General features: G+C 62.2%; 29 protein-coding genes. 21 read left to right on the forward strand and 8 right to left on the reverse strand.

Translation table 11 applies throughout. From position 1 onward, the window contains the following. The gene (locus NKH21_RS03115) at window positions 1–1,230 is read left to right on the forward strand and encodes an NAD(P)/FAD-dependent oxidoreductase (RefSeq protein ID WP_352863104.1); all 1,230 of its coding nucleotides are present in this window, start codon (window positions 1–3) and stop codon (window positions 1,228–1,230) included. 34 nt (window positions 1,231–1,264) lie between these two features. On the opposite strand, the gene NKH21_RS03120 is transcribed toward NKH21_RS03115, so the two are convergent. The 5 genes from NKH21_RS03120 to hslV all read right to left on the reverse strand — a co-directional run bounded on the left by NKH21_RS03120 (window position 1,265) and on the right by hslV (window position 5,425). Further along, window positions 1,265–2,224: a DUF1402 family protein gene (locus tag NKH21_RS03120; RefSeq protein ID WP_352863003.1), complete on the reverse strand. Its 960-nt coding sequence runs from the start codon at window positions 2,222–2,224 to the stop codon at window positions 1,265–1,267. Window positions 2,225–2,407: 183 nt separating this feature from the next. Then, a complete protein-coding gene (hslU, locus tag NKH21_RS03125) occupies window positions 2,408–3,721 on the reverse strand; it encodes an ATP-dependent protease ATPase subunit HslU (RefSeq protein ID WP_254815924.1) in 1,314 nt (437 codons plus the stop codon). Between the two features lie 4 nt (window positions 3,722–3,725). After that, complete coding sequence (locus NKH21_RS03130; RefSeq protein WP_352863004.1) at window positions 3,726–4,322, reverse strand: DUF2585 domain-containing protein; 597 nt, start codon at window positions 4,320–4,322, stop codon at window positions 3,726–3,728. Window positions 4,323–4,326: 4 nt separating this feature from the next. Next, a complete protein-coding gene (locus NKH21_RS03135) occupies window positions 4,327–4,884 on the reverse strand; it encodes a GNAT family N-acetyltransferase (protein ID WP_352663512.1) in 558 nt (185 codons plus the stop codon). Beyond that, window positions 4,874–5,425 carry an ATP-dependent protease subunit HslV gene (hslV, locus tag NKH21_RS03140; RefSeq protein ID WP_352663510.1) on the reverse strand — a complete coding sequence of 184 codons (552 nt, stop codon included), beginning with the start codon at window positions 5,423–5,425 and terminating at the stop codon, window positions 4,874–4,876. Before hslV ends, NKH21_RS03135 begins: the two co-directional genes overlap by 11 nt. A gap of 226 nt (window positions 5,426–5,651) precedes the next feature. Here hslV and hisB point away from each other — a divergent pair, with 226 nt between their 5' ends. The 14 genes from hisB to NKH21_RS03210 all read left to right on the forward strand — a co-directional run bounded on the left by hisB (window position 5,652) and on the right by NKH21_RS03210 (window position 16,916). Next, window positions 5,652–6,251 carry an imidazoleglycerol-phosphate dehydratase HisB gene (gene hisB, locus NKH21_RS03145; RefSeq protein ID WP_352863005.1) on the forward strand — a complete coding sequence of 200 codons (600 nt, stop codon included), beginning with the start codon at window positions 5,652–5,654 and terminating at the stop codon, window positions 6,249–6,251. 4 nt (window positions 6,252–6,255) lie between these two features. Next, a complete protein-coding gene (locus NKH21_RS03150; RefSeq protein WP_352863006.1) occupies window positions 6,256–6,729 on the forward strand; it encodes a DUF2628 domain-containing protein in 474 nt (157 codons plus the stop codon). A gap of 1 nt (window position 6,730) precedes the next feature. Next, complete coding sequence (gene hisH, locus NKH21_RS03155) at window positions 6,731–7,381, forward strand: imidazole glycerol phosphate synthase subunit HisH (protein ID WP_352505976.1); 651 nt, start codon at window positions 6,731–6,733, stop codon at window positions 7,379–7,381. A gap of 3 nt (window positions 7,382–7,384) precedes the next feature. Beyond that, window positions 7,385–7,675: a DUF1330 domain-containing protein gene (locus tag NKH21_RS03160; RefSeq protein ID WP_352464684.1), complete on the forward strand. Its 291-nt coding sequence runs from the start codon at window positions 7,385–7,387 to the stop codon at window positions 7,673–7,675. Between the two features lie 2 nt (window positions 7,676–7,677). Further along, a complete protein-coding gene (gene hisA / locus NKH21_RS03165; RefSeq protein WP_352663500.1) occupies window positions 7,678–8,427 on the forward strand; it encodes a 1-(5-phosphoribosyl)-5-[(5-phosphoribosylamino)methylideneamino]imidazole-4-carboxamide isomerase in 750 nt (249 codons plus the stop codon). Beyond that, the gene (locus NKH21_RS03170) at window positions 8,424–9,260 is read left to right on the forward strand and encodes an arginase family protein (RefSeq protein WP_352663498.1); all 837 of its coding nucleotides are present in this window, start codon (window positions 8,424–8,426) and stop codon (window positions 9,258–9,260) included. Before hisA ends, NKH21_RS03170 begins: the two co-directional genes overlap by 4 nt. Next, the gene (gene hisF, locus NKH21_RS03175) at window positions 9,257–10,051 is read left to right on the forward strand and encodes an imidazole glycerol phosphate synthase subunit HisF (RefSeq protein WP_352863106.1); all 795 of its coding nucleotides are present in this window, start codon (window positions 9,257–9,259) and stop codon (window positions 10,049–10,051) included. Before NKH21_RS03170 ends, hisF begins: the two co-directional genes overlap by 4 nt. Before the next feature lie 36 nt (window positions 10,052–10,087). Next, complete coding sequence (locus NKH21_RS03180) at window positions 10,088–10,414, forward strand: phosphoribosyl-ATP diphosphatase (protein WP_292660336.1); 327 nt, start codon at window positions 10,088–10,090, stop codon at window positions 10,412–10,414. Between the two features lie 18 nt (window positions 10,415–10,432). Continuing rightward, window positions 10,433–11,392 (forward strand): type I pantothenate kinase, encoded by a 960-nt coding sequence (gene coaA / locus NKH21_RS03185; RefSeq protein WP_352663496.1) that lies wholly within the window; start codon window positions 10,433–10,435, stop codon window positions 11,390–11,392. A 77-nt stretch (window positions 11,393–11,469) separates the two neighbouring features. Beyond that, the gene (locus NKH21_RS03190) at window positions 11,470–12,477 is read left to right on the forward strand and encodes a glycosyltransferase family 2 protein (RefSeq protein ID WP_352863007.1); all 1,008 of its coding nucleotides are present in this window, start codon (window positions 11,470–11,472) and stop codon (window positions 12,475–12,477) included. Then, complete coding sequence (locus NKH21_RS03195; RefSeq protein ID WP_352863008.1) at window positions 12,477–13,247, forward strand: class I SAM-dependent methyltransferase; 771 nt, start codon at window positions 12,477–12,479, stop codon at window positions 13,245–13,247. Before NKH21_RS03190 ends, NKH21_RS03195 begins: the two co-directional genes overlap by 1 nt. A 7-nt stretch (window positions 13,248–13,254) precedes the next feature. Continuing rightward, window positions 13,255–13,650 carry a GtrA family protein gene (locus tag NKH21_RS03200; RefSeq protein WP_023677541.1) on the forward strand — a complete coding sequence of 132 codons (396 nt, stop codon included), beginning with the start codon at window positions 13,255–13,257 and terminating at the stop codon, window positions 13,648–13,650. Window positions 13,651–13,741: 91 nt separating this feature from the next. Beyond that, the gene (locus NKH21_RS03205; RefSeq protein WP_352863009.1) at window positions 13,742–15,214 is read left to right on the forward strand and encodes a hypothetical protein; all 1,473 of its coding nucleotides are present in this window, start codon (window positions 13,742–13,744) and stop codon (window positions 15,212–15,214) included. A gap of 88 nt (window positions 15,215–15,302) precedes the next feature. Continuing rightward, window positions 15,303–16,916 carry a hypothetical protein gene (locus NKH21_RS03210; RefSeq protein ID WP_352863010.1) on the forward strand — a complete coding sequence of 538 codons (1,614 nt, stop codon included), beginning with the start codon at window positions 15,303–15,305 and terminating at the stop codon, window positions 16,914–16,916. On the opposite strand, the gene NKH21_RS03215 is transcribed toward NKH21_RS03210, so the two are convergent. From NKH21_RS03215 to NKH21_RS03225, 3 genes are all read right to left on the reverse strand, one after another. Continuing rightward, entirely contained in the window at window positions 16,879–17,496 is a 618-nt protein-coding gene (locus NKH21_RS03215; protein WP_352863011.1) for an alpha-ketoglutarate-dependent dioxygenase AlkB family protein, read from the reverse strand. The genes NKH21_RS03210 and NKH21_RS03215 overlap by 38 nt on opposite strands. A 130-nt stretch (window positions 17,497–17,626) precedes the next feature. Next, entirely contained in the window at window positions 17,627–18,064 is a 438-nt protein-coding gene (gene arfB, locus NKH21_RS03220; RefSeq protein WP_352663484.1) for an alternative ribosome rescue aminoacyl-tRNA hydrolase ArfB, read from the reverse strand. Between the two features lie 79 nt (window positions 18,065–18,143). Next, a complete protein-coding gene (locus NKH21_RS03225; protein ID WP_352863012.1) occupies window positions 18,144–19,754 on the reverse strand; it encodes a phosphoenolpyruvate carboxykinase in 1,611 nt (536 codons plus the stop codon). Between the two features lie 342 nt (window positions 19,755–20,096). Here NKH21_RS03225 and NKH21_RS03230 point away from each other — a divergent pair, with 342 nt between their 5' ends. From NKH21_RS03230 to ahcY, 6 genes are all read left to right on the forward strand, one after another. Beyond that, complete coding sequence (locus NKH21_RS03230) at window positions 20,097–20,798, forward strand: response regulator transcription factor (protein WP_023677547.1); 702 nt, start codon at window positions 20,097–20,099, stop codon at window positions 20,796–20,798. 143 nt (window positions 20,799–20,941) lie between these two features. Further along, a complete protein-coding gene (locus NKH21_RS03235; protein WP_352663480.1) occupies window positions 20,942–22,726 on the forward strand; it encodes a sensor histidine kinase in 1,785 nt (594 codons plus the stop codon). Window positions 22,727–22,900: 174 nt separating this feature from the next. Then, window positions 22,901–23,347, forward strand: a complete 447-nt coding sequence (locus NKH21_RS03240; protein WP_352863013.1) for an HPr kinase/phosphorylase — start codon at window positions 22,901–22,903, stop codon at window positions 23,345–23,347. A gap of 164 nt (window positions 23,348–23,511) precedes the next feature. Then, entirely contained in the window at window positions 23,512–23,913 is a 402-nt protein-coding gene (locus NKH21_RS03245) for a PTS sugar transporter subunit IIA (RefSeq protein ID WP_254815942.1), read from the forward strand. Next, window positions 23,910–24,206 carry an HPr family phosphocarrier protein gene (locus NKH21_RS03250; RefSeq protein WP_023677551.1) on the forward strand — a complete coding sequence of 99 codons (297 nt, stop codon included), beginning with the start codon at window positions 23,910–23,912 and terminating at the stop codon, window positions 24,204–24,206. The genes NKH21_RS03245 and NKH21_RS03250 overlap by 4 nt, the downstream gene beginning before the upstream one ends. A gap of 156 nt (window positions 24,207–24,362) precedes the next feature. Further along, on the forward strand, window positions 24,363–25,763 hold the full coding sequence (ahcY, locus tag NKH21_RS03255) for an adenosylhomocysteinase (protein WP_352863014.1): 1,401 nt from the start codon (window positions 24,363–24,365) through the stop codon (window positions 25,761–25,763). Window positions 25,764–25,875 lie beyond the last annotated feature (112 nt).

Raw genomic sequence — 25,875 nt, forward strand, 5'->3', positions numbered from 1 at the left:
ATGACGAAGGGAATGGTCATCATTGGCGCCGGCGAATGCGGCGGGCGCGCCGCCCTTGCGCTGCGCGAGCTCGGCTTTAATAGACCGGTGATGCTGGTCGGCGACGAGCCGCATCTGCCCTATGAGCGGCCGCCGCTGTCGAAAGACGCGATGATCGCCGAGGCGCCCCTGATCAAGGCGATCGCCAGTGAGGCGGTCCTGGCCGAAAGATCGATCAGGCATGTCCACTCGGTCCAGGCGGTGGCGATCGACCGCGCGGGGCATGTCGTGCGCCTCTCGGACGGTTCCGTCCTGACTTACGACAAGCTCCTGCTGGCGACCGGTTCGGTGCCGCGCAAACTGGCGATGCCGGGCCTTGGCGGGCGCTGCGTCTATCTGCGGACCTTCAACGACGCGCTGGCCATTCGCGCCCATCTCAGCGCCGGAAATCGCGTCGCCATCATTGGCGGCGGCTTTATCGGGCTTGAGCTTGCCGCGGCGGCACGCAGACTGGGTGCGGCGGTCACAGTCATCGAGGCGCAGCCGCGCATTCTGATGCGCGGCGTCCCGGCCGAGATCGCCGAGATCATCCATCAGGCGCATGAAGCCGAAGGCGTGAAAATCCTGTGCGGCGAGGGCATCGCCGCCATTGCCGATAATGGCGCCGAAGTGCACATCGCGCTTGCCGGTGGACGCGACATTGTCGCCGATCTTGCCGTGATTGGCATCGGCGCCGTGCCGGTGACCGGACTTGCCGCGGAGGCAGGGCTGACCATCGACAATGGCATCGCCGTCGACGCCGAGCTTCGCACCAGCGACCGGGATATCTTTGCCGCCGGCGATTGCTGTTCGTTTCCGCTCGCCATCTATGGCGGCCGGCGCGTGCGGCTCGAAGCCTGGCGCAATGCACAGGAGCAGGGCGCGCTCGCCGCTAGGAATATGCTTGGCGCCGGCGAGTCCCATGCGGCGGTGCCGTGGTTCTGGTCGGATCAGTACGGCCTGACCTTACAGATCGCCGGCCTGTCGGACGAAGGCCGCAGCATCGCGCGCCGCGACCTCGGCGACGGCGCCTTCATCCTGTTCCACCTCGCCGAGGACGGCAGGCTGGTTGCGGCAAGCGGCATCGGCCCCGGCAACGCGGTCGCCCGCGACATAAGGCTGGCCGAGATGCTGATTGCAAAGCAGGCAAAGCCGGCGCCGGAAGCGCTAGTCTCGCAGACCGTCAAGTTAAAGTCGCTGCTGGCGGCTTGATCCGCCGCGTGGATAGTTGGCCGAACGCGTTCGGCTAAAACAGCGCCTTCAGCTCCGACAGCTTGTCGTTGACCAGCCAGCCATAGTAATTTTCCTCAGGCAGCTTTTCCGGGTCGCCCGCAGCGCGGCGCTTGTCGTTCTCGGCTTTCAGTGCATAGGCGCGCTGTTCGGGATTGCCGACATTGTAGAGCGTCGACGTGATGCCGGGATTGCCTGAGATGTCGAAGCCGGCAATGCTTCTATAGGCGTCGATCGACTTCCTGATCGTCGCCGCGACATAAGGCAGTGTCAGGTCAGGGTCCATGATCGTCTTGTAGACCGCGTTCGGGTCGCCGACGTCGAGTTCCGGCAGGCCGGAAACCTTGTGCACGAGGTCGCTCATCTGCAGTGCGGTCAGCGGATTGAGCTGGCCAAGGCCAAAAGTCTGGCCGGCATAATAAGGCTGGAAGAAAGTGGCACCGAAGCGGTCGTTGGGAAAGCTCTCGCCGTTGACAGTTTTGCCGCGGAACGACCGGTTCCACACCTGTTCGCGGCACTCCCACAAATCGTAGCTGTCGGACTTCCCTGCGCATTTGGCAAATTGCGGCCGTTGCATGAAATCGGTGATGTCCTCGCCATCATAGGCAAAGGAGAGCTTGCTCGACAGATACGAGATCGCCTTGACGTAGTAGGTCTGCAGTCGGTCATAGGCGTCGACGTTGTAGGTGTGCTCGCCGACGATGGCGCCGACGATATGCATTGGGTCGATGCCATAGGCCGCGGCCGCCTGCTTGATCTTGCCGCGCAGCTCGGCATCGTTCTGGAGCAGCGCAAAGACCTTGCGGTATTTCGCCTGGAACGTGGTGTTGGTCGCCTGGGTGCGCCGGCTCGATGCGCCCGGTATGTCGGGCTGCTCGGCGTTGCGGTTGCCCGGCGGCACCATCGTTGCCGCTTGCGCGGCGAACATGGCTGCCGCCAGCGTCAGCCCCAAAATGACGAGGATCAGTTTTTTCATGCGCCGCCGCCCAAATAATCGCCGGCAAACTAGGTAATGCTCCGCCGGGAGTCGAGAGACGCCTGCACCGGACGGGACGAAAGCTTGCCGGATGCTTCCATTTGGCCACACATCGGGAATGCCGGGCCGAATTAGGCGGAGGCCGGGAGCAATTCCCCGGCCTCTTCGAGGATGGAGCGTCTCCTACAGGATGAAACGCGACAAATCCGTGTTCCTGGAGAGGTCGCCGACATGCTTCTCGACATAGGCGGCATCGATGGTCACCGAGGTGCCGTTGCGGTCCGGCGCGTCGTAGGAGATATCGTCCAGCACCCGCTCCATCACCGTCTGCAGCCGCCTGGCGCCGATGTTCTCGACGCTGGCGTTGAGGTCCACGGCGATGCCGGCCAACGAATCGATGGCGTCGTCGGTGAAGACCAGGTCGACGCCTTCGGTCTTCATCAGCGCGATATACTGCTTGATCAGGCTGGCTTCGGTCTCGGTGAGGATGCGGACGAAATCGTCCTTCTCCAGCGCCCGCAGCTCGACGCGGATCGGCAGGCGGCCCTGCAATTCCGGCAGCAGGTCGGAGGGCTTGGCGACGTGGAACGCGCCCGAGGCGATGAACAGGATGTGGTCGGTCTTCACCGGTCCGTATTTGGTCGCAACCGTGGTGCCTTCGACCAGCGGCAGCAGGTCGCGCTGCACACCTTCACGCGAAACGCCGGCACCGATGCCGCCTTCGCGCGAGGCGATCTTGTCGATCTCGTCGAGGAAGACGATGCCGTCATTCTCGGTCGATTCGAGCGCCCTGCGCACCACTTCGTCCTGATCGAGCAGCTTGTCGGACTCGTCGCTGATCAACAGCCCGTAGGACTCCTTGACCGTCGTCTTGCGCAACTTGGTCTTCTTGCCGCCCATCGCTTTCGACAGCATGTCGTTGATGTTGAGCACGCCGATATTGGCGCCCGGCATGCCGGGGATCTCGAAACCGGGCATGCCGCCATTGCCGGTATCGGCCACTTCGATCTCGATCTCCTTGTCGTCGAGCTCGCCGTCGCGCAGCTTCTTGCGGAAACTGTCACGGGTGGCCGGGCTCGCCGTCTTGCCGACAAGCGCTTCGAGCACCCGTTCCTCGGCGTTGATGTGGGCACGCGCCTTGACGTCCTCGCGCATCTTCTCGCGCACCAGCCCGATGGCGATCTCGACCAGATCGCGGATGATCTGCTCGACATCGCGGCCGACATAGCCGACCTCCGTAAACTTGGTGGCTTCGACCTTGACGAAAGGCGCACCGGCAAGGCGTGCCAGGCGGCGTGAAATCTCGGTCTTGCCGACACCGGTCGGGCCGATCATCAGGATGTTTTTCGGCATCACCTCTTCGCGCATCTGGCCTTCGAGCTGCTGGCGGCGCCAGCGGTTGCGCAAGGCAATCGCGACGGCACGCTTGGCGTCTTTCTGGCCGATGATGAAGCGGTCGAGTTCCGAAACGATTTCGCGGGGAGAGAAGGTGCTCATGTCACTAAATTCCACTTTGCCACTGCCGAATGGACTCGAACGGATGCAGCAGCATGATCACGTTGAGTGTCAGATTGTCCCGGATGAGATAGCCGACACCGAATTCGAAGATGAGGGCGAGGGTTACGATCACCCATATAGGAAGCCTTCGCGCCATGACAAACCCCAGCACCATGGCCAGCGTGTCCGACACCGAATTGATGATGCTGTCGCCATAATAGTCGAGCGAGATCGTGCCGGCACGATAGCGATCGATGATGAAAGGGCTGTTCTCGAGCAGCTCCCAGCCGCCCTCTATAACCACCGCAAAGGCCAGCCTGAACCCGATCGGCGAGCGCGGGAAAAGGAACCACGCCAGCGAATAGAACAGGAAGCCATGAATGATGTGCGAGAAGCTGTACCAGTCGGAAATATGCTGGGAATTCTCGGAGCTCTGCACGATGCCGTGCCACAGCTTGACGTAGCCGCAGGTACAGATCGGCGTCCGCCCCATGCCGTAGAGAGCCCCGGCCTGGAAGATGACCAGGCCGAGAACCAGCAGAAGCCCCATTCGCCAGCTGTCTTCGTAGGCCGAAACGGTTTTGTCGCTGGAAACGCTCATGCTGCTATTGCCCCTCTTCTGCGTCACCCTGTTCGGCGTCACCCTGTCCGGCATCACCCTCTGGGGCATCAATCGCCATCAGCACGGCATCGCCATATTCCGACTTCCTGCGATCGATAGCCCTGAAACCGGCCTTTTCATAGGCACGGATAGCCCGTGCATTGGCGGGGTCCGGGTCGATGATCACGCGCGGCGTACCTTCCTCGAAAAGCTGCTCGACGAACTGCCGGACGATCGCCGCGCCGTGGCCGATCCCGACAAGCTCCGGCACGCCGATCGACAGATCGATGCCGAGCGTGCCGAACGGCTGGTCGCTATAGGGATGGCCGTCCTCCAGATGCGGATCGTAGCTCTGCAAATAGCCGATGGGCTTTCCGTCGAGCTCGACAATCAGCGGCTCGACCGAAATGCTGTCGATATGTTCGCGGATCTCCGCAATCTCGGTCTCTGGGTCGTTCCACCATTCGGCGACATGCGGCTCTGCAAGCCAGCCGGCGATCATCGGCAGGTCCCTCTCGGTCACCGGCCGAAAACTATAGCGGAGGCTCCGCTCAGGCGGCATCGAGAGTTTCGACGACGAAGCTGTTGTTGGTGTAGACGCAAATGTCTGACGCGATCTGCATCGCCTTGCGGGCGATCTCCTCGGCGTCCTTGTCGCTATCCATCAAGGCGCGTGCCGCTGCCAGCGCGTAATTGCCGCCCGAGCCGATGGCCATCACGCCAAATTCGGGCTCCAGCACGTCGCCGGTGCCGGTCAGCGCCAGCGACACCGACTTGTCGGCCACCAGCATCATCGCTTCCAGCCGCCGCAAATAGCGGTCGGTGCGCCAGTCCTTGGCGAGCTCGACGCAGGCGCGTGTCAGCTGGTCGGGATATTGTTCGAGCTTGGCTTCGAGCCGCTCGAGCAGCGTGAAGGCATCGGCAGTGGCGCCGGCAAAGCCGGCGATGACGTTGCCGCTTTTGCCGATGCGGCGCACCTTCTTGGCGTTGCCTTTCATGATGGTCTGGCCGAGGCTGACCTGGCCGTCGCCGGCGATCACCACCTTGCCGCCCTTGCGCACGGTGAGGATGGTCGTGGCATGCATGGTCAGTTCATTCGACATTTTCTGCTCCGATCAGCACCGATCCCATCGAGGCGATCGGCGCGTTACGAGTGACTCGATCGGCCATATGTATGCATAGGCCCGACGATTGCAAACCGGCCATCCGCCGGGCCGGACTGTGCTCGGCAGCGGTAACTGGCAATCGCAGGATCATGCTGCTAGAAGGCTTTCGTTTTCAGGCATGTGAACGCCTGAATCGTGCAAAATCTGAGACAAGGATGAGGTTATGGCGCCCCGTTCCACCGAGATAAGCCGCAAGACCAGGGAAACCGACATCTCCGTGTCGGTTCAGGTCGACGGCTCGGGCAAATCCGACATTTCGACGGGCGTCGGCTTCTTCGACCATATGCTGGACCAGTTGTCGCGCCATTCGCTGATCGACATGACCGTGAAGGCCAAGGGCGACCTGCACATAGACGACCACCACACGGTCGAGGATACGGGCATCGCGCTCGGCCAGGCGCTGGCCAAGGCATTGGGCGAGCGGCGCGGCATCATGCGCTACGCCTCGATCGACCTCGCCATGGACGAGACACTGACGCGAGCGGCAATCGACGTCTCCGGCCGGCCTTTTCTGGTCTGGAATGTTTCATTCTCGTCGCCGAAGATCGGTACGTTCGACACCGAGCTGGTGCGCGAATTCTTCCACGCGCTGGCGCAGAATGCCGGCATCACGCTGCATGTCACCAATCATTACGGCGCCAACAACCACCACATCGCCGAGACCTGCTTCAAGGCCGTGGCGCGTGCGCTGCGTTCGGCACTTGAGCGCGACCCGCGCCAGCCGGACGCGGTTCCCTCCACCAAGGGGTCCCTGAAAGGGTAGCGCCATGGCCATCTATGTCGTGATGGAGCCGCCAGGCCGCAGCGAAAGCGTGGACACTACCTTTGTCCGTGACGGCTTTGCCTGGCTCGGCTTCCTGGTGCCGCCGCTGTGGCTGGCCTGGCACCGGCTGTGGGTCGAAGCGGCATTGGCGTTTGTCGCCATGGGCCTGCTCTCGATGCTGGACGAAAGGCTGGACCTGGAAACAGCCGGCTCGCTTTTATCCCTGCTTGTCATGCTCTTTGTCGGACTGGAAGGACAGGGCTTGCGGATCGCAGCCCTGCGCCGTCGCGGCTGGCATGAATGGGGCGTGGTCGAGGCCGACAGGCTCGACGATGCCGACATTCGCTATGTAGTGGAAGCCGATGCAGGTTCGAATGCACAAGCTCCTGCGCAGCGCATCGTCCCGGACGCAGCACATGCCCGGCCGGCGCAGATGGGCCTGGCGCTGGGGCTGAACCATATTCCGGGAAAGCCCTGAGATGAGGGTCGCGATCATCGACTACGGGTCGGGCAATCTGCGCTCGGCCACCAAGGCCTTCGAGCGTGCCGCGCATGAAGCCGGCATTGCCGCCGCGATCGAGCTCACCGCCGATGCCGAGCGGGTCAGGACCGCCGACCGCATCGTCCTGCCCGGCGTCGGCGCCTATGCCGATTGCGCCGCTGGACTGCGTGCGGTCGCCGGCATGTGGGAAGCGGTGGAGGAGGTGGCTATCGCCAAGGCTCGGCCGTTCCTCGGCATCTGCGTCGGCATGCAGCTGATGTCGGAGCGAGGCCTGGAAAAGACCGTCACAAAGGGCTTTGGCTGGATCGCCGGCGACGTCAAGGAGATCACGCCGGCCGATCCGACACTCAAGATCCCGCAGATCGGCTGGAACACGATTGACCTGAAGCGCAAGCATCCGCTGTTTTCCGGTATTGCGACGGGCGGCAAGGGACTGCACGCCTATTTCGTCCACTCCTACCATCTCGATGCACGGAAGGAGGATGAGGTGCTGGCGGTTGCCGACTATGGCGGCCCGGTAACGGCCGCTGTCGCCCGCGACAACCTAGCCGGAACGCAATTCCACCCCGAGAAGAGCCAGGCGCTGGGCCTGGCGCTGATCACCAATTTCCTAGGCTGGAGGCCCTGAATCATGAGCAAGAAGGGCTATTGGATGGCAATGGTCGATGTCCACGATCCCGAGATCTACAAGCAGTACATCGAGGCCAATGCCGCGGCTTTCGCGAAATACGGCGCGACGTTCCCGGTGCGCGCCGGGCGGTATACCAGCCCGGAAGGGCCGACAGGCAATCGCCACGTGCTGGTGGAATTCGAATCCTATGAAAAGGCGATGGAATGCTACGGCTCGCCTGAGTACCAGGAGGCCTTGAAGTACAGGCTCGCCGGCTCGACCGGCCACTTTGTCATCGTCGAAGGCGCCTGAAGGTGATTCTGTTTCCGGCGATAGACCTCAAGGACGGCAAATGCGTGCGCCTCAAGCACGGCGACATGGCGACCGCGACGATCTACAATGAAGATCCGGCCGCTCAGGCGCGCGCCTTCGAAGAGCAGGGCTTCGAATGGCTGCACGTCGTCGACCTCAACGGCGCCTTCAAGGGCCAGAGCGTCAACAGCGCGGCGGTCGGCGCCATCCTCAAGGCGACGAGTAATCCGGTGCAGCTCGGCGGCGGCATCCGCACCTTGGCGCAGATCGAGGACTGGCTCGACCGTGGGCTGGCCCGCGTCATTCTTGGCACCGTGGCGGTGCGCGATCCGGATCTGGTCAGGCAGGCCTGCAAGGCATTCCCGGGCAAGATCGCCGTCGGCATCGACGCCAAGGGCGGCAAGGTCGCGGTCGAAGGCTGGGCCGAGGCCTCGAGCCTCGGCGTCCTCGAACTGGCGAGGAAATTCGAAGGCGCCGGCGTCGCCGCCATCATCTACACCGACATCGACCGCGACGGTGTGCTGACCGGCATCAACTGGGACGCCACCATCGATCTCGCCGAGGCGGTGTCGATCCCGGTCATCGCCTCGGGCGGGCTCGCCTCGATCGCCGACATCGTGCGCATGACCATGCCCGATGCGCAGAAGCTCGAAGGCGCGATCTCCGGCCGCGCGCTCTACGACGGCCGCATCGATCCGGCCGAGGCACTGGCGATCCTGCGCGGCAAGCCGATGGCAGGGGCGTCATCATGAAAGTCTCGATTATCCTCGCTCCTTACGACAGCGGGCACTATCACGAAGGGTGCGGCGAGGGGCCGGACGCCATCGTCGGCGGTGGGCTCGTCGAAGCCCTGACCGTGGCTGGCCATGACGTCGCCGTCGAAGATATCGGCAAGGTTGGAGACGAGCAGGGGCGCGAAATCGCAACCGGCTTTGCCGTCTGCAACGCCGTCGCGACCAAGGTTAGCCTCGCCCGCGATGGAGGACGCTTCCCCATTATCCTTGCTGGCAATTGCCTGACCGCCGCCGGTGCGGTCGCCGGTGAAGCCGCGGATTCGATAATCTGGATCGATCAGCATGGCGATCTCAACACGCCGGAGACGTCGGCCTACGGCTTTCTCGACGGCATGGCGCTGGCGGCGACGCTCGGGCTCTGCTGGCGTCCGATGGCGGCAGCGATTCCGGGGTTCCGGCCGATAGACCCGGCGCGCTGCATGCTGGTCGATGCCCGCGACCTCGATCCCGACGAAAAGCGCCTGCTGGAAACCTTGCCGATCGTGTGCAGCGAATGTGCCGGTGCACTCGATAGAGTCGGAAAGCTCACAGCGGCAGGGGCGGTTCGGGGACATCTGCATCTCGACCTGGATGTCCTCGATCCGGATGTGTTGCAGGTGAACCGCTACACGCATCCGGGCGGTCCGAGCCCGGAACAGCTACGGCAGCTTGCCTGCGGACTGGCCAGGTCCATCCCGATTGTCGGCGTGACGCTCTCGGCCTACGACCCGGCCTTTGATTCCCAGTCTGAGGTTCCGCCCGTCGTCGGCCTGCTGCTTGTCGATTTTCTTGCGGAGATCGGGAGGATCTGATGCTGAAAGCCCGCGTCATTCCCTGTCTCGACGTCAAGAACGGCCGCGTCGTCAAGGGTGTCAATTTCGTCGACCTGGTCGATGCCGGCGATCCCGTCGAAGCGGCAAAAGCCTATGACGCGGCCGGCGCCGACGAGCTCTGCTTTCTCGACATCACCGCCTCGTCGGAAAACCGCGAGACCATTTTCGATGTCATCGCCCGCACCGCAGAACAGTGTTTCATGCCGCTGACCGTTGGCGGTGGCGTCCGTCAGGTCGCCGACATCAGGAAGCTGCTTCTGGCCGGCGCCGACAAGGTGTCGATCAACACGGCGGCGGTGAAGACCCCCGATTTTGTCGCCGAGGCTGCCGACAAGTTCGGCAACCAGTGCATCGTCGTCGCCATCGATGCCAAGAAAGTGTCCGCTGCGGGCGAGGCCGATCGCTGGGAGATATTCACCCATGGCGGCCGCGAGAAGACCGGCATCGATGCCGTCGAGTTCGCTTGGCGAGTGGTCGATCTCGGCGCCGGCGAGATCCTGCTGACATCAATGGACCGCGACGGCACCAAGTCCGGCTACGACATAGCGCTTACCCGCGCGGTCGCCGACGCCGTACGCGTGCCGGTCATCGCTTCCGGTGGCGTCGGCACGCTCGACCACCTAGTCGAAGGCATTCGCGACGGCCACGCCGGCGCGGTGCTGGCGGCGTCGATCTTCCATTTCGGCACCTACAGCATCGCCGAGGCCAAGCTGCATATGGCTCAGGCCGGACTGCCGATGCGGCTGGACTCGCCGGGTAATCGGTCCTAGAGCCTTTCCGGCTAAGAAGAGGCTGTAAATGCCGTCATGACTGAGTTCTCGCTCTCCGATCTGGAGAAGATCATTGGCGAACGCGCACGTTCCGGCGATCCGGATTCGTGGACGGCCAAGCTCTTTCAGCGCGGCATGAGCAAGGCAGCGCAGAAACTCGGCGAAGAGGCGGTCGAAACGGTGATCGCAGCCGTTAGCGCCGATAGGGCCGCGCTTGTTTCGGAAAGCGCCGATCTCATTTATCATTGGCTTGTCGTTCTTGGCGTAGCGGGCATTCCGCTGAGCGATGTGCTCAACGAGCTTGAACGCCGCACCGGTCGTTCGGGCATCGCCGAAAAGGCGTCTCGGCTGGACCGGGGCTGATCGCTGCGGAGGAACTCGATGGACCAGCTCGCTCCTACCGAGAAGTATTCACCCTATCGTTTCTTCTCGGCCGAGCAATGGTCGCGGTTCCGCGCCGATACGCCGATGACGCTGTCCGCAGACGAGATCCATCGTCTGCGGTCGCTGAACGATCCGGTCGATCTCCACGAGGTCGAGCGCATCTACCTTTCGATGTCACGGCTGTTGTCGGCTCATGTCGAAGCCAGTCAACTCCTGTTCAGGCAGCGCCAGGCCTTCTTCAACGCGCTGGATGTGGCCAAGACACCGTTCATCATCGGCATTGCCGGTTCCGTGGCGGTCGGCAAATCGACCACGGCGCGCGTCCTAAAGGAGCTGCTGGCGCGCTGGCCGTCGAGTCCCAAGGTCGACCTGGTCACCACCGACGGTTTCCTGCTGCCGAACGAAGTCCTGCGCCGCAACAATCTGATGGAGCGCAAGGGCTTTCCCGACAGCTACGATGTCGGCGCGCTGCTGCGCTTCCTGTCCGGCATTAAATCGGCACAGCGCAACGTCCGCGCGCCGGTCTATTCGCACCTGACCTATGACGTCATTCCGGGCGAGTTCCAGACCATCGACCGGCCGGACATCCTGATCTTCGAAGGCATCAATGTCCTGCAGCCGGGCAAGCTGCCGAAGGACGGCAAGATCGTGCCTTTCCTGTCGGATTTCTTCGACTTCGCCATCTACATCGATGCCGACGAGGCGCTGATCCATCACTGGTATATCGCCCGCTTCATGCGGCTGCGCGAAACCGCCTTCCGCGACCCGGCCTCCTTCTTTCACCGCTATTCGCAGCTTTCCGAGGATGCGGCCCGCGCCATCGCCGAGGGCCTGTGGACCAACATCAATCTGAAGAATTTGCGTGAAAATATATTGCCGACCCGCGCCCGTGCCGATCTCATCCTGCGCAAGGGCGCCAACCATCTGGTCGAGGAAGTGGCACTCAGGAAACTGTGAAATCCCGGGACATTCCTTAAAGTCATCTTAACCCAGTCTTTCTATTGTCGGGCCTGATCTGCGGGCTCGGCAAACAAATGAATGCGCCATTCCTAAACATTGATCGGCCGGCAGCTGACCGCATCGTACATCCGGGCAGCGGCGCCGCAACGATTGCCCTGATCGTGCCTGTCCACAATGAAGAAGGCGCAATTGCTCCATTCCTGAAGGCGGTGTGCGAAAGCACTGCGCCGCTGAAGGACAAAGGCGTTGCCCTCGAGTTCATCTTCGTCAACGACGGCAGCAGCGATACGACGCTCGAAAAGCTGATCGAAGCACAACAAACCGATCCACGCATCCACGTAATCGACCTTTCACGCAATTTCGGCAAGGAAGCCGCGATGACTGCGGGTCTCGACAGCTGCGATGCCGATGCAGCGATTCCGATGGATGTCGATATGCAGGATCCGCCGCATGTCATTCCGCTGCTTGTGGAAAAGTGGCGCGAGGGTTTCGAGGTCGTTCTGGCCAAGCGAGCCAACCGGTCGAGCGACAGTTTTCTCAAGCAACGCTCCGCCTCGATGTTCTACCGCGTTCACAACTGGATCGCGCAGCAGAAGATCCCGCACGATGTCGGCGACTTCCGTTTGATCGACCGCCAGGTCATCCAGGCGTTGCGGTCCTTGCCCGAACGCCGTCGTTTCATGAAGGGCCTGTTCGCCTGGGTCGGGTTCCGCACCGCAAGCGTCGAATATGTCCGCGATCAGCGCATCGCCGGCCAGTCGAAATTCTCCGGCTGGAAGCTGTGGAACTTCGCGCTCGAAGGCATCACCAGCTTCTCCACCGCTCCGCTTGAAATCTGGACCTATGTCGGCGCGACGATTTCCGCGCTGTCGTTCCTCTACGGCCTGCTGATCGTCGCCAAGACTATGATCTTTGGCGTTGATGTGCCCGGCTACGCCTCGCTGCTGGTCAGTGTTCTTTTCCTTGGCGGCATCCAGTTACTCGGCATCGGCATCATCGGACAATACCTCGGCAGGGTCTATGCCGAGATCAAGCAGCGTCCGATCTACATCGTGCGCCGCAAATATGAGGGAATGAGCTGATGGAGATCGACGCCTACCGACAGATGGCCGCCACCGAAGACGAGCATTGGTGGTTCTGCGGGCGTCGCGCCATCGCCGAGGCGGTCATTCGCAGCATCGGCCTGCCTGAAAACGCGCGCATCGTCGAGATCGGTGCCGGCACCGGTGGCAACATCCGGATGCTGGAGCAGTTCGGCGCCGTGACGGCAGTCGAGATGAGCGATCTCGCGCGCAGGATTGCCCGGGAAAAGACCGGCCGCGACTTCCTCGCCGGACATCTGCCGGACAACATTCCTGTCACGCCGCAAAGCTGCGACCTCGTCTGCCTGTTCGACGTGCTGGAACATGTCGCTGAAGACGAGGCATCGCTTGCCGCGATCCGCCAAATGCTGAAACCGGGCGGCAGCGTCGTCCTTACCGTGCCCGCACACCAATGGTTGTGGAGCACGCATGATGTGGGGCTGCATCATATGCGGCGCTATTCGCGCGATCTGCTGCGTCAACGAATTGAAAAGGCTGGTTTCGCGATCGACCGGCTGAGCTACACAAATGCCGCGCTCTTTCCGGTAGCGGCGCTGGCACGACTGGTGGACAGGTTGCGCAAGTCGGCCTTGCCAGCCGGCCATGCCACGCCGCCGAAACCACTGAATGCAGTGATGAAGGCAGTGTTTTCGGCGGAAGGCCGCATCATACCAAATGCAAGCCTGCCCTTCGGTGTTTCGCTGCTGGCGGTGTTCCGCAAGGACAGCGCCGTCGAAACCGGTCACCTCGACGAGAAATTGGCAGCTTGACCGCGTCATGGGCACCGGCTCGTATCGTCGACTATCGCGCTTTGCGCTGATTGGCATTGCGTCGACGCTGATCTACGCCGTTTGCGCTTTCCTGCTGTCGCGTGGACAGGCAACGGCGGCCCTGCCGGCGGCGCTCACATCGTTTGCGGCCTACGCCGTCGCCGCGCTGTTCTCCTACACCGGGCACAAATATTTCACCTTTACCTCGGGCGGCAGCCACGCGATGGAACTGCCTCGCTTCCTCCTGCTCACCGCTTCCGGTCTCGCTGTCGCGATCGCCCTGCCGGGGCTTTTGACCCAGATGCTCGGCGTCCCTGCCGCAATCCCGATCCTGCTCACCTGCATTGCCGTGCCGGTCATCAACTATGTCGTCCTCGGGCGCTGGGTGTTTCGTGGTCTCTAGCGCGCGATCCCTCAGTGAACTGCTCCCCGGCGCCAACCGTTTCTCGCCCTTTGTGGGCGTAGCGGGTGCTCCGCTGCTGCTGGCCTGCCTGGTGGTCACATACGCCGTCTGGCTATCCACCGTTGCAATTCCGACCAATGTCGACGTGTCGTGGCTTCTGGTCGTCTGCGACCGCCTGCTTGGCGGAGAGCGGCTCAACACGGACATCGTGGAGACCAACCCACCTTTCTCGATCTGGCTCTACCTGCCGCTCATGCTCCTGGAAAAGCTCACCGGCATCCGTGCGGAATTCTGGCTGACGCTTGGCGTCGTTTGCCTGAGCCTGGCCAGTATTTTCATTTCCGTCCGCATTTTCGCGCGCGATGAACCGGTCTACCGGCAGCCCCATGCGCTGTGGGCGGCAGCGGCGGCCCTGTTTTTGATCCTGTGTTTCATGCCGGATCAATTCGGCCAACGCGAGCACTTGGCGTTGATTGCCATTCTGCCTTGGCTGGCGTTGCAATGCACACGTCAGCGGACTCCGGATTTCGCCGCGGGCTCGCCTCTGGAGCACATGGTCGCGGGCTTCGGCGCGGCGGTCGTGGTCATGGTCAAGCCGCCGTATTTTGTGCTGGCCTTCATGTTGCCGTCGCTCTGTCTTGCGCTTGAAAGGCGGTCGCTGAGACCGCTCTTCGTCGCAGAGAACCTGGTTGGCGCTGCGATCGTGGCCGCCTATGCGGCATCCATCGCGCTCTTCGACCGCGCCTATTTAAGCGACGTCCTGCCCTTGGTCAGGGAGGTCTATCTTCCGTTGAGGGCCTCTGCCGCCGATATGCTGGCAAACTGGCCGAAAGTGGTGCTGCTTCTGGCCGCCGCCACCGTGCTTGCGGCCGGCGGCCTGAGAAAGACGAGCTGGGACGTCAGGATTCCGCTTCTGACCGCACTGGGGTTCATTCCAGCCTTCATCATCATGGGCAAGGGTTGGCCCAATCACGCGCTGCCGATGGTCGTTGTTGCAACACTTGCATTTGGCATCCAGCTTCTGCGGTTCGGCACATTCGGCAGTGCAGGCGTCGTTCGTAAGGCCGCCTTGATCTTCGGTAGCGTGCTGGTGCTGCAAATAGCGGTCAGGGCACAGTACGCGGCGCTGACAACGGATAACGGCCCGATCGCCCGCTCTGTCGCCGCGATCCGCGCGACGGTCGAAACCCCGACTATCATGTCGATTGCCGACCAGATGCAGGTCGCCCATCCCCTCGCCAGGCTGGTCGGCGGCAGGTTCATATCACGCCATCCGAGCGCCTGGGCGGTCTCCAACGCGGACACGCTCGCCCGCGTCACCGGCGATCTCGAACGGAGACGGGAACTTGAAAGCATCCGCGATCGGGTGATCGGCGAATACGCCGCCGAGATATCAGCGAGGAAGCCCGATATCGTGCTGTCAGGCTCGCCCGCGTGGACTGCCCTGATGCTGCAGGACAAGCGGATCGCTGCCGCTTTGGCCGACTATCGTCTGCTGCACGCCGAGCCGGAAATCACTGTCTATCTTCGTTATACGGCGGCCGCGCCGCTCCAAACCGATTGAGGAGGCTTCCAGAAACCATGGCACGGCTGGATCCAATCGCTCCGCTCGACGACATATGGCTCGATCTCGAGAGCCTCGGTGCAACATCATGAGCGTCTCGAACGACATTGACGGCTTGAGCCGGTGGCGCGGCCGGGATATCGCGGCGTCGCTGCTTCCTAGCCGTAATGTCCTGGCCATTGCCGCCGTCACGGTCTTCTCGATCGTCTGGCAGCAACGTTGGGGAACTGTTACCGACACCAGCTGGCTGATCACGGTCTGCGAGCGCATGCTGTCCGGTGAGCGGCTTTACTCCCAAATCTACGAGACCAATCCTCCATTCAGCGTCTGGCTCTATCTGCCGCCAGTGGCTGCGGCCAGATTGCTGGGCACCGCCCCGGAAATCCTGGTTGAGGCCTGGACTTATCTTGCCGTGCTCATCGGACTTTCGCTCTCGGGCGTGATCGTCAAGCGCGCGGGTTTCACTGAAACTGCATCGCTGTTTGCACTGGGGCCGGCGTTTTGCGCAATGTTGGTGATCTTCCCCGGCAACGCCTTCAGCGAGCGGGAGCATATCGGCACGGCGCTTTTCATGCCGCTGCTTGCGCTTCATGCCTGGCGCGCGCGCAGAGACGCAGCTGCCCAACCAAGCATCGGGCTTGCCTTACTCGCCGGCCTGTCGGGCAGCATTCTGCTGCTGGTCAAGCCCTACTATGCGATCATGGTGTTGGCGCCGGCGTTGGTCGTTGCAGTGCGCCGGCGCAGTCTGAAACCGATCTTCGCCCCGGAACACTGGGTTATTGGCGCCATCTGCATTGTCTATCTCAGCACCGTCACGCTCATCCATCCGGAGTTCCTGCGCGACGTCTATCCCCTCTTGGCGGATGTTTATGGAAAGATCGGCATCTTTTGGCCGATTGTGACCGGCTACGGTTTCCCATGGTGTTTCCTTGTCTTCCTGATCTGGTGGCTGTGGCCTGCCGGGCGGTTTCCAGAGCTGGCGGCGGTGGCGTTGGCGGCATCGATCGCCGGCATGTTTCCCCTGTTCTACCAAGCGAAAGGCTATTCTTATCATGCCTATCCCGCGATCTTTTGCGCCGTGGCGGCCATTTTCTGCCTGCTGGCGGTGCCCAGGATCGTGCAGCCGCCGTCGAAGCTGTTGGCGTTCGTGACGGCTCCTTCGCGAGCTTGGGCCTTGGCGGCGGTGGCAATCGCTTTCTTGCCGTACTGGAGCACCCAGAAACCAGGGCCGGCGCTGGTTGCCGCCATTCGCGCCGCCACCGATCGACCGACCGTGGCGTTGGTCAGTTCGGATATTTCCTCGGGACATCCCTTGAACCGTATGATCGATGGGCAATTCGTTTCGACCCACGTCAGCGATTGGCTTGGAGCGTTCGCACTTTCCCTGTCCCGGGAGGCAGCCCTCTCGGGTGACACCGCCGAAGCCATCCATTACCAAGCCATCATGGTACGCTACGTCGAAAGCAAACGCGAAGAGTTCGCGCGTCTGCGGCCGGATGTCGTCGTCTTCAAGAAAAACAACACAATGTGGACAAGCCAACTGATGGGGCGTTTTGGCTTTGACGCCATCCTGGCGCACTACCGCATTCTCGTCGAGGACGAGACCGAGCGCATCTATCTGCGCGACGATTATGTCCGCCCGGGCGATCGGCCACCCGAACAGCCTATTTCGGCATCGTCACCCGTCGCAGCGTCAGATTGATGCGGCCGCCAATCCTGAGCAATGCCGAGGTCGACGGGTAGATACGGTCGACGCCGTGAAAGCAGAGCCGGCCTTCGCCGCCAAGCACGACGACGTCGCCGCTCTTCAGCCTGAACGATTTGGTGGCGCCGTCGCGCGTCGTCTGACCGACCCGGAACAGGCAATCGTCGCCGAGCGACACCGAGACGACAGGCGCGGAGAAATCGCTCTCGTCGCGGTCCTGGTGAAGACCCATCTTGGCATCCTGCGAATAGAAATTGACCAGGCAGGCCTCCGGCGGGTGCGCATAGGCGGATACGTCCCGCCACAGTTCGAGCAGCATCTCCGGGATCGGCGGCCAAGGCCTTCCGGTCACCGGGTGGGTCGGCTGGTAGCGATAGCCGTGCTCCTTGTCGGTGACCCAGCCTAGCGGGCCGCAATTGGTCATGCGCACGCTCATCTCCTTGCCGGTACGCGGCATCGCCGGCACGAACAGCGGGGCCTCCTGCACGACCTGCCTGATATCTTCCACCAGCACTTCCTGCATGGCGCGCGACAGGTAGCCGGGCATATGGCGGACGCCTTTGGGCAGTACGAGCATCGCGTCGCTTGATCCGTTGGCCTGGAAAATCAGAATGCCACGGTCAAATGAAAACGGCGACCCGAAAGCCGCCTCCGACGGTGGCTGCGTGCTTTAACCGGCGATCTTCGATCCCAAGCCGCTTCGGCTGTCAGTCATCCTCGACCCGGCCGCGCATTTTCTTGATCGAGCCGCGCCCGGCCTTGCTCTTGAGCCGTCTTTCGACCGCGCCTTTGGACGGCCTGGTCTTCTTGCGCGGCGGTGGTGGTGGTTCGGCGGCCTTGGCGACCAGTGCCGTCAGCCGCGCCCGGGCGTCCGCCCGGTTCTGCTCTTGTGTGCGGAAGCGTCCGGCTTCGATGACGATGACGCCGTCCTTGGTGGCGCGCTGGCCGGCAAGCTTGATGGTCCGTTCGCGCACCCGCTCCGACAGGCCAGCCGCATTGGCGGCATCGAAGCGCAATTGCACTGCCGTCGCCACCTTGTTGACGTTCTGGCCGCCTGGCCCCGACGAACGGATGAAGTCCTCGTGCAGGTCGCCCGGATTAATCACCGCATCGTCGGTAATGATGATCTTGTCGTCGGCGTTCATGCCGCAGTCATGGCGCGGCAGGCGAAAAAAGAAAAGGCCCGATCGAAGCCGGGCCTCGAAGCATCACCAGGGGCGACGGCTATTCAGCCGCGACCTGCATGCGTGGTGCGGCGCCGAGCACGGTGGCGTCGACATGGGCTTCGAACTTTTCGAAATTGTCGACGAACATCCCGACCAGCCTTGCCGCCTGCCGGTCATAGGCGGGCTTGTCGATCCAGGTCGATCTCGGGTCGAGAATGGCCCGGTCGACGCCGGCAACCGTCACCGGTACGTCGAAACCGAAATTGGCGTCGGTGCGGAAGCCGGCCGCTTTCAGCGAGCCGTCGAGCGCCGCCGCAAGCAGCGCCCGCGTTGCCTTGATCGGCATTCGTTTGCCGGTGCCGTAGGCGCCGCCGGTCCAACCGGTGTTGACCAGCCAGCAATCGACACCGTGGCGGGCGATGAGCTCGCGCAGCAGATTGCCGTATTCCGACGGATGCCGCGGCATGAACGGTGCGCCGAAGCATGTCGAAAATGTCGCTTCGGGTTCGGTAACGCCCTTCTCGGTCCCCGCCACCTTGGCGGTATAGCCAGAGAGGAAATGGTACATGGCCTGCGCCGGGGTGAGCCGCGCGATCGGCGGCATCACACCGAATGCGTCGGCGGTCAGCATGATAATGTTCTTCGGGTGGCTGGCGCGCCCCGTCTTGCTGGCGTTCGGAATGAAGTGGAGCGGGTAGGCGCAGCGTGTGTTTTCGGTCAGCCCTCCGTCGTCGAAATCCGGCACGCGGCCTGCGTCGAGCGCCACATTCTCCAGCACCGTGCCGAAGCGCTGGGTGGTGGCGAAGATCTCCGGCTCGGCTTCGGCCGAAAGCTTGATCGTCTTGGCATAGCAGCCGCCTTCGAAATTGAAGATGCCGTGCGGTCCCCAGCCATGCTCGTCGTCGCCGACCAGCGTGCGCGACGGGTCGGCCGACAAGGTCGTCTTGCCGGTCCCGGAAAGGCCGAAGAAAACGGCCGCGTCGCCGGCAGGCCCTTCATTGGCCGAGCAATGCATCGGCATCACGCCTTTTGCCGGCAACAGATAGTTGAGCACGGTGAACACCGACTTCTTCATCTCGCCGGCATATGAGGTACCGCCAATCAACACGATCATGCGCGAAAGATCGACGGCAATCACCGTTTCGCCGCGCGTGCCGTGGCGGGCGGGATCGGCACGGAACGACGGCAGGTCGATGATCGTCAAATCGGGCATGAAATGCTCGAGTTCGGCGGCGGCCGGCCGGATGAGCAGATTGCGGATGAACAAGGAGTGCCAGGCAAGCTCCGTGATCACCCTGGTCGGCAGCTTCAGCTCCTCGTCGGCGCCGCCGACCAGGTCCTGCACATAAAGGTCCTTTCCAGCCGCATGGGCGCGAAAATCGGCAAGCAGCGTATCGAACTGGATCGGCGAAATCGCTTTGTTGTTGTCCCACCATACATGCGGCGCGGTGCTTTCGTCGCGAACCACGAATTTGTCCCTGGGCGAGCGGCCGGTGTGCTGCCCGGTCTCGGCCGCAAGCGCGCCATGCGCGGTGAGTCGGGCCTCGCCACGGCGGATTGCCTCCTCGTAGAGCGCGGCCGCGCCGAAATTATAGCGCACCACGCCAGTGGTTCTCAGGCCGATCCGATCGATTGCACATGCAGGATTGCGTTTGCCGGCTTCCGACATGGGTGTCCCTTCTTCGATTTACCGCGTCTTTACCGGCGAATTCCGGAACTCCCATTGCAGGAGCTAAAAACGTCAAAACCAGAAAAGGCGAATGATATCAAATCATTAATCGATTTAAATATTTTGAAAGTTGTTTAAATCGTTTATATGTGCAAAAACACTGATGGTTGCCCAAAGGATTGGCGATGTTCATTCGTCCAATTCATATCGAGGTACAATTGTGGCCGCCGGCATGCCGCGCGTGACAGCGGATAAAGCCTATGCCACATTTTGTACCTAATTTGTCCTGCAAAAGCCCCTTCTCGACGAAAGAAGGGACAGCTCATGAGGGAGCCGCTTGAAATGGCAACAATCGCGCTTGTCGACGACGATCGCAACATTCTGACTTCGGTTTCGATCGCTCTCGAATCCGAGGGTTATCGGGTCGAAACCTACACGGATGGGGCGTCGGCGCTGGAGGGACTGGCGGCGCGCCCGCCGAACCTCGCCATCCTCGACATCAAGATGCCGCGCATGGACGGCATGGAGTTGCTGCGCCGGATGCGTCAGAAATCCGACCTGCCGGTAATCTTCCTGACCTCCAAGGATGACGAGATCGATGAACTGTTCGGCCTCAAGATGGGCGCCGACGACTTCATCCGCAAACCCTTCTCGCAGCGTCTTCTGGTCGAACGCGTCCGCGCCGTGCTGCGCCGCGCCAGCACCCGCGAGGCGGCGGCCAAGGCGCCTAACCAGCAGGCCCGGTCGCTTGAGCGCGGCCAGCTTGTCATGGACCAGGAGCGCCACACCTGCACCTGGAAGGGCGAGCCGGTGACGCTTACCGTCACCGAGTTCCTCATCCTGCACTCGCTGGCCCAGCGTCCAGGCGTCGTAAAAAGCCGTGATGCGCTGATGGATTCGGCTTATGATGAGCAGGTCTATGTCGATGACCGCACCATCGACAGTCACATCAAGCGGCTGCGCAAAAAGTTCAAGGCCGTCGATGATGACTTCGAAATGATCGAAACCCTTTACGGAGTCGGGTATCGGTTCCGCGAAGCATGAGTTAATGCATGTCGCCCAAAAGTGGTCCCGGTTTTTGGGACAACGACATGCATCGAAACGCTAATGCATGTCGCCCAAAAGTGGTCCCGGTTTTGGGGCAACGACATGCATCAAACTAAAGACTAAGCGGGAGCTGCTATTCGATGGCAGTGGAAGTAGAGCGAGTGAGACGGTCGGGCGCCGCCAGGCGCCCGCCGCGGATTCTGCCCGCCTTCGTGTCGAAAATTACGGTGCCGATGCGCCGGTTTCTCGGCCACCACATCTTTTCCAGCCTGACGCGGCGCATCCTCTTTCTCAACCTTGCCGGCTTGGCCGTCCTGGTTACCGGCATTCTCTATCTCAATACCTTTCGCGACGGGCTGATCGACGCCCGTGTCGAGAGCCTGATGACCCAAGGCGAGATCATCGCCGGCGCGATCGCCGCCTCGGCGACGGTCGAGACCGATTCGATCAGCATCGATCCGGAGAAGCTGCTCGAGTTGCAGGCCGGCGAAAGCCTCGGCCCGGGCTCCGATCAACTCGACAACCTCGATTTCCCCATCAATCCGGAGCGCGTGGCGCCGGTGCTCAGGCGGTTGATCTCGCCGACGCGCACACGCGCCCGCATTTACGACCGCGACGCCAACCTGCTGCTCGATTCCCGCCATCTCTATTCGCGCGGCCAGATCCTTCGCTACGACCTGCCGCCGGTCGAAGAGGAGCAGCCGGACCTTCTGGAGCGCATCCAGAAATTCGTCTTTGATTTCTTCCGCAACAAGCAACTGCCCGTCTATCGCGAGCAGCCGGGTGGCAACGGGGCGGCGTTTCCGGAAGTGGTCAAGGCGCTTACCGGCAGTCCGTCGACGATCGTGCGGATCTCGGAGCAGGGCGAGCAGATCGTTTCAGTGGCGGTACCGATCCAGCGCTTCCGTGCCGTTCTCGGCGTGCTGATGCTGTCGACCGAAGGCGGCGACATCGACAAGATCGTCGCGGCCGAGCGCAAGGCGATCCTGCGCGTGTTCGGCATCGCCGCCCTGGTTACCGCCATCCTGTCGATGCTGCTGGCCTCCACCATAGCCAACCCGTTGCGCCGGCTTTCCGCGGCGGCGGTCAGGGTTCGCCGCGGCGTCAAGAACCGCGAGGAAATCCCCGACTTCTCCGACCGCCAGGACGAGATCGGCAATCTGTCGATCGCCGTGCGCGACATGACCAATGCGCTCTACGCCCGCATCGAGGCGATCGAAAGTTTTGCCGCGGATGTCTCGCACGAGTTGAAGAACCCGCTCACCTCGCTGCGCAGCGCGGTGGAGACATTGCCGCTGGCCAGGAACGACAATTCGCGCAGCCGGCTGATGGATATCATCCAGCACGATGTGAGGCGGCTTGATCGCTTGATCACCGATATTTCCGATGCCTCCCGTCTCGACGCCGAACTGGCGCGGGAAGATGCGGGAACCGTCGACCTCAAGAAGTTCATCACCGATCTGGTCGCCGTCTCGCGCGAGGCCACGCGCAACAAGAAGGCGGTCGAGATCGAATTCAAGGTCGCCAAGCTGCCGCAGGGCGTGAAAGGCTACTTCGTCGTCGGCCATGATCTGAGGATCGGCCAGGTGATCACCAACCTGATCGAGAATGCCCGCTCGTTCGTCCCCGAAGAACGTGGCCACATCACCATATCGCTGGCGCGCGCAGGCAAGTTCAACATCGTTACCATCGACGACAACGGGCCCGGCATCCGGGCCGATAACATCGATCGCATTTTCGAGCGGTTCTACACCGACCGGCCGGCCGGCGAGGCGTTCGGCCAGAACTCGGGCCTTGGCCTGTCGATATCCAGGCAGATCGTCGAAGCGCATGGCGGCACGCTGAGCGCCGAGAACATCCCGGGCACCAAGCCTGGCGAGATCAAGGGCGCGCGCTTCGTGGTGACGCTGCCGGCCGAAGCATGATCCCGGATATCGCGGCGTTACGGTCGTCATCCTCGGGCTTGTCCCGAGGATCTGCCGCGCAACGAGACGATGACTATGGTGCGAACACAATTGAAAGACCGGCAGATCCTCGGGACAAGCCCGAGGATGACGGGGCTGGATCAGGATTTCCAAAATGCATAACCCGGTCCGGTCATGCAGGCTGAAAACATTCACGGCACGGCGCTGTTGATCGGCGAGCGCGGCGTCCTCATCACCGGACCGTCCGGCGCCGGCAAGACAACGCTGGCGCTGACACTCTTGGATCATTGCCGCGCGCGCGGGCTTTTTTCGCGGCTTATCGGCGACGACAGGCTGCTCGCCACGGCTCACACCGGGCGGCTGGTCTGTCGCGTACCGACGGCCATCGCCGGTCTCGCCGAAGTGCCTGGGTTCATGCCGCGCCCGCTGCCGTTCGAGCTGGGTGGCGTGATCGACCTGCATGTCCGGCTGGTGCCGAAGGCAGAAATGGCCCGTTTTCAGGAGGAAGTCAGCGAGCCGGTGGCAGGCTGTCCGGTGCCGCGCATCGATCTTGCCGGGCGCAATGTAGCGGCGGCCTTGCCGGCAGTGATGTCGCGCCTGTCGATTGCGCCTTTCCTGTGATCCGATTTCGATTTTTTGCTGCAATGCGTCAAATTGGCTTGGGCCGGCGCAATTTTGGGCTTGTCAACGGGCCTTGCGTCGACAAGATAGCGCTCCCGCCACCTGGAACGGTCGGCGAGCATAAAATGCGCCTGTGAAGCGGCGATGACGGGAGCCACCAAAGAATGATCGGACTCGTGCTTGTAACGCACGGTCAACTGGCCGCCGAGTTCCGCAATGCCGTGGAACATGTCGTTGGGCCACAAGACAATTTCGAGACCGTGGCGATCGGTGCCGACGACGATATGGAACAGCGCCGCCGCGACATTATCGACGCAGTCGGCCGCGTCGATACGGGATCGGGCGTCATCGTTTTGACCGACATGTTCGGCGGCACGCCCTCCAACCTCGCCATTTCCGTGATGGAATCCGGCCGTATCGAGGTCATTGCCGGCATGAACCTGCCGATGCTGATCAAGCTGTCCAGCGTTCGCAAAGGCGACAACATGACGGCCGCGCTGGATGAGGCGCAGGCTGCCGGCCGTAAATACATCAATGTCGCAAGTCAGCTCCTGAGCAGCAAATGAGTGCCCTGTTGCCGGAAAAGGACAAGATCGTTCGCGACTTTCCGATCGTCAACCAGCGCGGCCTGCACGCGCGCGCCTCGGCCAAGTTCGTTCAAATCGCCAGTGGCTTCAACGCCACGGTCCAGGTCGAGAAGGACGGCGTCAAGGTCGGCGGTACCTCGATCATGGGCCTGATGATGCTGGCGGCGAGCCCCGGTTATTCGATCCGCGTCACCGCTACCGGCCCGGAGGCCGAAGAGGTCATCGATGCGCTGGAGCAACTGGTTGCTTCCCGTTTTGGCGAGGAATGCTGACGTGCTGATCGCTGCTGAAGACATGCACGGATAAAGATTTCTTTATATCCCATTGTCGTCCGACTCCCGATCTGCTAGTCAGGCCGGCACCTCGCGCCCTCCGACACGCTTTCGGGGCGGGCGCGTCCCGCAATCAATTCGCATCGGAGCACTGCCATGACGGGTAGCAAGGACTATGTGGTCGCAGACATCGCGCTTGCCGGCTGGGGCCGCAAGGAGATCGAGATCGCCGAAACCGAAATGCCTGGCCTGATGGCCTGCCGCGAGGAATTCGGCGACAGGAAGCCGCTCAAGGGCGCGCGCATCACCGGCTCGCTGCACATGACCATCCAGACGGCGGTGCTGATCGAAACGCTGAAGGCGCTCGGCGCCGATATCCGCTGGGCTTCCTGCAACATCTTCTCGACCCAGGACCACGCTGCCGCGGCCATTGCCGAGGCCGGAATTCCGGTGTTTGCCGTCAAGGGCGAGACGCTGGAGGATTATTGGGTCTATACCGACAAGATCTTCCAGTGGGCCGATGGCGGCACCTCCAACATGATCCTCGACGACGGTGGCGATGCCACCATGTACATCCTGATCGGCGCCCGCGCCGAGGCCGGCGAGGATGTGCTGTCCAATCCGGGCAGCGAAGAGGAAGAGATCCTGTTTGCCCAGATCAAGAAGCGCATGCAGGCATCGCCCGGCTTCTTCACCAAGCAGAAGGAAGCGATCCGCGGCGTCACCGAAGAGACGACGACCGGCGTCAACCGGCTCTATCAGTTGCAGAAAAAAGGCCTGCTGCCGTTCCCGGCGATCAACGTCAATGATTCCGTCACCAAGTCGAAATTCGACAACAAATATGGCTGCAAGGAATCGCTGGTCGACGGCATTCGCCGCGGCACCGACACGATGATGGCCGGCAAGGTCGCGGTCGTCTGTGGCTATGGCGACGTCGGCAAGGGCTCGTCGGCTTCGCTCAAGGGCGCCGGCGCCCGCGTCAAGGTCACCGAGGTCGATCCGATCTGCGCGCTGCAGGCGGCGATGGATGGTTTCGAGGTGGTCACGCTCGAAGACGCGGCGCCGACGGCCGACATCGTCATCACCACCACCGGCAACAAGGACGTCGTTACCCTCGACCACATGCGCCTGATGAAGGACATGGTGATCGTCGGCAACATCGGTCACTTCGACAACGAGATCCAGGTGGCGTCGCTGCGCAACCTGAAATGGACCAACATCAAGCCGCAGGTGGATATGATCACCTTCCCGGACGGCAAGCGGATGATCCTTTTGTCGGAGGGCCGTCTGCTCAACCTGGGCAACGCCACTGGCCACCCGAGCTTTGTCATGTCGGCGTCCTTCACCAACCAGGTGTTGGCCCAGATCGAGCTGTACACCAAGCCCGGTCAGTACGAGAACCAGGTCTATGTCCTGCCGAAGCATCTCGACGAAAAGGTCGCGCGCCTGCATCTCGACAAGCTCGGTGCCCGCCTGACCGAACTGTCCGGCGAACAGGCCGCCTATATCGGCGTCACTCCGCAGGGACCGTTCAAGCCGGAACACTACCGCTATTAACCACGGCGAAACTTGCCACTAGATATTGAAGCCGGGTGATTGACTTTTCGCCCGGCTTTATTTTTGCGCTGATTGATTCTTCACGCCGATTCGCGCAAGCGCTATGGTGCTG

The sequence above is a fragment of the Mesorhizobium sp. M1329 genome, from assembly GCF_040318035.1.
Classification (GTDB): Bacteria; Pseudomonadota; Alphaproteobacteria; order Rhizobiales; family Rhizobiaceae; genus Mesorhizobium.

Bases quoted from the DNA above. Each gene is read 5' to 3' on its own strand.
- ahcY (WP_352863014.1), top strand. From the start codon at position 24,363: ATGACGGGTAGCAAGGACTATGTGGTCGCAGACATCGCGCTTGCCGGC.
- NKH21_RS03210 (WP_352863010.1), top strand. From the start codon at position 15,303: ATGAGCGTCTCGAACGACATTGACGGCTTGAGCCGGTGGCGCGGCCGG.
- NKH21_RS03195 (WP_352863008.1), top strand. From the start codon at position 12,477: ATGGAGATCGACGCCTACCGACAGATGGCCGCCACCGAAGACGAGCAT.
- NKH21_RS03250 (WP_023677551.1), top strand. From the start codon at position 23,910: ATGAGTGCCCTGTTGCCGGAAAAGGACAAGATCGTTCGCGACTTTCCG.
- NKH21_RS03170 (WP_352663498.1), top strand. From the start codon at position 8,424: ATGAAAGTCTCGATTATCCTCGCTCCTTACGACAGCGGGCACTATCAC.
- hslU (WP_254815924.1), bottom strand. From the start codon at position 3,721: ATGAGCACCTTCTCTCCCCGCGAAATCGTTTCGGAACTCGACCGCTTC.
- hisH (WP_352505976.1), top strand. From the start codon at position 6,731: ATGAGGGTCGCGATCATCGACTACGGGTCGGGCAATCTGCGCTCGGCC.
- NKH21_RS03245 (WP_254815942.1), top strand. From the start codon at position 23,512: ATGATCGGACTCGTGCTTGTAACGCACGGTCAACTGGCCGCCGAGTTC.
- NKH21_RS03120 (WP_352863003.1), bottom strand. From the start codon at position 2,224: ATGAAAAAACTGATCCTCGTCATTTTGGGGCTGACGCTGGCGGCAGCC.
- NKH21_RS03135 (WP_352663512.1), bottom strand. From the start codon at position 4,884: ATGCCGCCTGAGCGGAGCCTCCGCTATAGTTTTCGGCCGGTGACCGAG.
- NKH21_RS03230 (WP_023677547.1), top strand. From the start codon at position 20,097: ATGGCAACAATCGCGCTTGTCGACGACGATCGCAACATTCTGACTTCG.
- NKH21_RS03115 (WP_352863104.1), top strand. From the start codon at position 1: ATGACGAAGGGAATGGTCATCATTGGCGCCGGCGAATGCGGCGGGCGC.
- NKH21_RS03180 (WP_292660336.1), top strand. From the start codon at position 10,088: ATGACTGAGTTCTCGCTCTCCGATCTGGAGAAGATCATTGGCGAACGC.
- NKH21_RS03225 (WP_352863012.1), bottom strand. From the start codon at position 19,754: ATGTCGGAAGCCGGCAAACGCAATCCTGCATGTGCAATCGATCGGATC.
- NKH21_RS03150 (WP_352863006.1), top strand. From the start codon at position 6,256: ATGGCCATCTATGTCGTGATGGAGCCGCCAGGCCGCAGCGAAAGCGTG.
- NKH21_RS03215 (WP_352863011.1), bottom strand. From the start codon at position 17,496: ATGCTCGTACTGCCCAAAGGCGTCCGCCATATGCCCGGCTACCTGTCG.
- NKH21_RS03240 (WP_352863013.1), top strand. From the start codon at position 22,901: ATGCAGGCTGAAAACATTCACGGCACGGCGCTGTTGATCGGCGAGCGC.
- NKH21_RS03200 (WP_023677541.1), top strand. From the start codon at position 13,255: ATGGGCACCGGCTCGTATCGTCGACTATCGCGCTTTGCGCTGATTGGC.
- hisB (WP_352863005.1), top strand. From the start codon at position 5,652: ATGGCGCCCCGTTCCACCGAGATAAGCCGCAAGACCAGGGAAACCGAC.
- NKH21_RS03235 (WP_352663480.1), top strand. From the start codon at position 20,942: ATGGCAGTGGAAGTAGAGCGAGTGAGACGGTCGGGCGCCGCCAGGCGC.
- NKH21_RS03130 (WP_352863004.1), bottom strand. From the start codon at position 4,322: ATGAGCGTTTCCAGCGACAAAACCGTTTCGGCCTACGAAGACAGCTGG.
- NKH21_RS03190 (WP_352863007.1), top strand. From the start codon at position 11,470: ATGAATGCGCCATTCCTAAACATTGATCGGCCGGCAGCTGACCGCATC.
- arfB (WP_352663484.1), bottom strand. From the start codon at position 18,064: ATGAACGCCGACGACAAGATCATCATTACCGACGATGCGGTGATTAAT.
- hslV (WP_352663510.1), bottom strand. From the start codon at position 5,425: ATGTCGAATGAACTGACCATGCATGCCACGACCATCCTCACCGTGCGC.
- coaA (WP_352663496.1), top strand. From the start codon at position 10,433: ATGGACCAGCTCGCTCCTACCGAGAAGTATTCACCCTATCGTTTCTTC.
- NKH21_RS03160 (WP_352464684.1), top strand. From the start codon at position 7,385: ATGAGCAAGAAGGGCTATTGGATGGCAATGGTCGATGTCCACGATCCC.